Origin of the sequence: Streptomyces sp. NPDC059900 (assembly GCF_050270335.1) — a bacterium.
In the GTDB taxonomy this organism is placed as follows: Bacteria; Actinomycetota; Actinomycetes; order Streptomycetales; family Streptomycetaceae; genus Streptomyces.
Genome location: NZ_JBNNJZ010000660.1, coordinates 1 through 4,171 on the forward strand (window position 1 = coordinate 1; position 4,171 = coordinate 4,171).

A 4,171-nucleotide genomic window follows, 5' to 3' on the forward strand; every position below is an offset into this window, starting at 1 on the left:
GGTCCTGGACCGCTTCTACGTCGAGGGCGGTCTCGTGCCGGGCGAGCGTTTTCGTGCACAGCCGATGCTGCGGGTCGAGCGCGGGGAACTGGCCGAACTCCTGACCGTGCTCGGCAACTTCGTCGAAGTGTGGCTGGCCAAAGAGGGACACCGGGCCCCGGTCGGGATCAACTACCTCGAAAAGATCCAACTGGCTCTCGCTCCGGGCCTGTTCGGCGCCATCCTCGCAGGGGTGGACTGCGTCCTGGTGGGTGCGGGCGTCCCGGGGCATGTCCCCGAGCTGACGCGGCAACTGACGCGGATGCGGCCGGTGAGCATACGCCTGCGGCTCGAAGGAACCGAAGAGGACTACGTCCATACCTTCGACCCGGCGGCCGTGCTGGGCCGCACCCGTCTCGGTACGGACCAGGGCTGCCAGTGCGGAGGCCCAGGCGGGGGCCAGGGCGGAAGAAGAGGCGGCGAGGGCAGCGGCTGCCGAGGGAAGCCGGCGCAGGACACGCGGCAGGTGCAGGACATACGGATCACACCGCTCGCCCCCACCGCACGCGTCCTGCAATCCACCACCGCGCATCCCCCGGCCACCCCGGTCACGGGCATCACCACACCACTGCGCCGACCGCACGTGCTGGCCATCGTCTCGCTGCCGCTCCTGGCCGGCTACCTGGCCCGCGACGAAGCCACCGTCCCCGACGGGTTTGTCATCGAGACTCATGGCGCGGGCGGGCACAGCGCACCGCCGCGCGGCAAGTGGCAACTGGATGCCCGGGGCGAGCCCCTCTACGGACCGCGAGATCACCCCGACCTGGCCAAGATGGCGAAGATCAATATTCCGTTCTGGCTCGCGGGCGGCACCGCCCACCCCCAACGGCTCGCGGCGGCCCGAGCCCTGGGCGCGGCCGGTGTGCAGGTCGGCAGCGCGTTCGCGCTCTGCGAGGAGTCCGGCCTTCAGCCCGGCCTGCGCCAGGCACTGCGCAACCGGGCCCACGCCCAGCAGCTGAAGGTGCGCAACGATCCGAAGGCATCCCCTGCCGCGTTCCCCTTCAAGGTCGCCGAGGTGCCGGGCACCCTGTCCGACCCCGTCGTGCGCACGGCCCGTCGCCGCGTCTGCGACCTGGGCTATCTCCGCGCCCCCTACCGCACCGCCGGCGGTGCGATCGGCTACCGCTGCCCCGCAGAACCGGAGGCCGCCTACCGCCGCAAGGGCGGCTCGGCGAGCGATACCGAGGGCCGCTTGTGCCTGTGCAACGGCCTGCTGGCCACCGCCGGACTCGGCCAGCGTCAACCCCGCGGACAGGACGAGCCACCGGTTCTCACCCTGGGCCAGGACCTGGACTTCCTCTCGGACCTGAGCCCGGACGGCGGCCCCTACCGGGCGATCGAGGTCGTGCGGTGGCTGACGGGTACGCGCGAAGCTGCAAGGGCCCACTGAACTTCCGCGGCACCGCCTTCACCAACAGGATGGCCTCGATACGCGGGGGCGAGGGCTCTTCAGCGTCAGTTCGACGTGTCCGTCCGCGCTTTCGCCACCGTGGTGAGTTTCGGGTGGCTGGCGGGGAACGTCGTTTTCCCTCCGGAAAGAGCAGGAGTCCGCCCGGTGTTTCAGCGACCACGTCGGCGTATGTGTCGCCGTTGATGTCCAGCGGGGGCAGCGTGGCGCTGATCGATGTGCGGCCGTAGGCCGTCGCGTCGCAGGCGGTGGCCCCGGACGGGGCGGGGCCGGAGCCGTCGAGTTCGCCGGGCAGCAGCCTGAAGCGGCCCGCCTCGTCCCCGCCCGGAGTACTGATCACCAGGTCGGGATGTCCGTCACCGTTCACCTCGCCGGTGCCGGAGAGGGCACCGAACATGCCCTTGCCCTGCGAGCCGCCGGGGATGCCCGGGGTCTGCTGGTCATAGACCGTGGTGCGCCGGCCCGTGCCGTCGCCGCCCGCGGCGCCGAAGACGAGGGGGAGCCTCTCCCGGGTCGAGGCCGACGGCCGGCGACGAGATGCCCCCTGCGCCGACGAGGAGGCCTGTGATGCCGCCGCCGTCCCCGTCGCCGGCCAGCGGGGTGAGGACTCCGTCCCCGATGCCGTTGTCCAGACCCCGGGTCGGGCGGCCGGGACCGGCCCCTCAGAGCTGCCGCGGAAGTACGCGGCTGCCGAAGTCGGGTCAGGGCCCGGCACCTCGTCGTCCGCACAGGGCGGGCTGCCGGTGAAGAGCAGGTCGTCGAAGCCGTCGCCGTCGAAGCCCCCGGCGGTGGTCCCGCCTCCGGCGGCCTTCCGGTCCTGGCCCGCCAGCCGGGCCGGGGCGCCGTCCCGGTCGAACGGGCCCTACGCGATCCGCCCCGGTATCCGGGAAGGGGCCTGCTCCTGCGCCCCCCTGTCGCGGTCGATCAGGTCCAGAGCTCCGTCACCTCTGACATCGGCCACGGCCGGTGCGAGGAACTGGTCCTTGGCGGCCACGGTCACCGGAGTGCCGAGGCCGTTCCTGCCGCCGAACATGACAACTGCCTGGCAGGTGTTTCCGCGGTCCGGGGCGGTACGCCACGGTGCGCCTCAGACCGGGGGCGGGGCCGGGCTCCCGGAGGGCGAGGACTGGCCCGGAAGGCGGCCGCACATCAGGTTGCCGGGTTCTGCGGCGTCGTCGCTGATCCAGAACTGGGTCCACAGGGCCGCGAACTCGGTGCGCGTGAGGAAACCGTCCCCGTCGTGGTCGAGAAGCGGGAAGATGTCACGCGTGTCGCGGGGCTGTCCGTGCCACGTCTCGATCAGCTGCTGGTGCTCGGTGGGTGAGATGCGGCCGTCCTTGTCCCTGTCGACGGCGTCGAAGATGGTGTCGGCCGTTGCCGCGACCTCCTCACGCATGGTGGGCAACTGGTCGACCACAGCAAGCAGTTCGCTCATGTCCACCGTGTCATCGCGATTGGTGTCGGCGGCGGCCCGCAGAGTGCGCCACCAGCCTCTGCACATCTCCTCGACCCGCGCTCGCAGCTCGGTGCCGGGCTCTACGCCGGGCAGCCGGCCCCAGCGGGCGGCGAGCGTCTCGAAGTCGGTCTCTCGGAGGTAGCCGTCGGAATCTGCGTCGAAAGCCGCAAACATGGCCGTGAGTTTGTCGTGTTGGAACTGGCTGGCCACAGCCGGGCCTCCTTGACGTTGTGCCGGCCGTCCTCGGGATCCGGAGCTCCGGACGGTCGGCCTGGTGTGTGCCGGTGGACGATGCCTGCCCGTGCGCAGCACATGCAGAACGACACGATCGGATGGCCTTGACCGGCCCCTTCAGGGGAAGGGGCAGCACGCGCTCCCGAGACTCCCGGCCAGGGGTTCATCCGCGCTGTCCGGCAGTCGGGGCTGAGACGAGGGCGATTGTGCCTACGCCGCCAGCTCGGCCAGCCACGGGTGTCCGGCGTGTACGAGCTCCAGCCAGCTGCTGAGTCGGCCCCGGCGCGCGCGATCCAACAGCGGCAGCGTCCCCTCGAAGTCCCTCTGGTCCTTGGGGCGCACCGCCTTGGCTTTGAACAGCAGCACCAACTCCGGCATCAGGTAGGGGATGCCCTCTGCTGTCTGCTCGATGATCGCGTCATACGACAGGCGCAGGCGTGGGTCCCGACGGCAGATCCACGTATCGCCCTCATGCGGCTCGCGAAACACGTCGAACAGGAACTGACCGCTCGCCGGATCCCTCAGCCAGGTCTGGTGGGTGGCCTCCAACGTCTCGGCTCCCGCTGCCGTCCAGACCTGTCCCGAGCCCACCGCATCGAACTCGTACTCAGAAAAACGTTCCCGGATCTCAGGAAACGCCGCTGCGGGCACGGCGATCTCCAGATCGCCGTGCCGACGCGATTGCTCCCCGCGGAACAGGTCCAGCGCCCATCCCGCTGCGACGCACCAGGGTGTATCGACATCGTTCAACCGCCCCGCGACCTGCTCCGGCCGCCAGGCGTTTCTCCAGCGGTCTTCCAGCTCGTCCGCACCGAGCACGACACCGCCGGGCGGCAGGGAATTGGTCATCGGGACAACCTACTGCGGTGACCGTACGAAGGGGGGTGTGCTCACGTGGTTCCGCGCATCCTGCAGCTCGGGCATGGCACAGACGACGCACGCACCCCGGCACGGTGGGTGTGGGCCAGCTCCTTGAGCCCGGGCCGCTAGTGACAAGGCGGGGGGCGAGGGGGACGTGAGGCGGCATGCCGGGT

The 4,171-nt window shown here is 70.8% G+C and carries 5 protein-coding genes; 1 reads left to right on the forward strand and 4 read right to left on the reverse strand.

Annotated features, from left to right (window positions below; genetic code table 11):
• Window positions 1–1,429: nitronate monooxygenase (locus tag ACQKIP_RS41430; RefSeq protein WP_427745369.1), on the forward strand; the 1,429-nt coding region annotated here is incomplete at its 5' end.
• On the opposite strand, the gene ACQKIP_RS41435 is transcribed toward ACQKIP_RS41430, so the two are convergent.
• The 4 genes from ACQKIP_RS41435 to ACQKIP_RS41450 form a co-directional block, all read right to left on the reverse strand.
• A complete protein-coding gene (locus ACQKIP_RS41435) occupies window positions 1,311–1,844 on the reverse strand; it encodes an FG-GAP repeat protein (RefSeq protein ID WP_365862221.1) in 534 nt (177 codons plus the stop codon). The two genes, ACQKIP_RS41430 and ACQKIP_RS41435, sit on opposite strands and share 119 nt — an antisense overlap.
• A 465-nt stretch (window positions 1,845–2,309) precedes the next feature.
• Window positions 2,310–2,480, reverse strand: a complete 171-nt coding sequence (locus ACQKIP_RS41440; protein WP_365862002.1) for a hypothetical protein — start codon at window positions 2,478–2,480, stop codon at window positions 2,310–2,312.
• A 54-nt stretch (window positions 2,481–2,534) separates the two neighbouring features.
• A complete protein-coding gene (locus ACQKIP_RS41445; RefSeq protein WP_365862000.1) occupies window positions 2,535–3,113 on the reverse strand; it encodes an EF-hand domain-containing protein in 579 nt (192 codons plus the stop codon).
• 234 nt (window positions 3,114–3,347) lie between these two features.
• The gene (locus ACQKIP_RS41450; RefSeq protein WP_365861998.1) at window positions 3,348–3,986 is read right to left on the reverse strand and encodes a nucleotidyltransferase domain-containing protein; all 639 of its coding nucleotides are present in this window, start codon (window positions 3,984–3,986) and stop codon (window positions 3,348–3,350) included.
• Window positions 3,987–4,171 lie beyond the last annotated feature (185 nt).

Coding starts and splice junctions, on each gene's coding strand:
- ACQKIP_RS41435 (WP_365862221.1), bottom strand. CDS start 1,844: ATGTTCGGTGCCCTCTCCGGCACCGGCGAGGTGAACGGTGACGGACAT.
- ACQKIP_RS41440 (WP_365862002.1), bottom strand. CDS start 2,480: ATGTTCGGCGGCAGGAACGGCCTCGGCACTCCGGTGACCGTGGCCGCC.
- ACQKIP_RS41450 (WP_365861998.1), bottom strand. CDS start 3,986: ATGACCAATTCCCTGCCGCCCGGCGGTGTCGTGCTCGGTGCGGACGAG.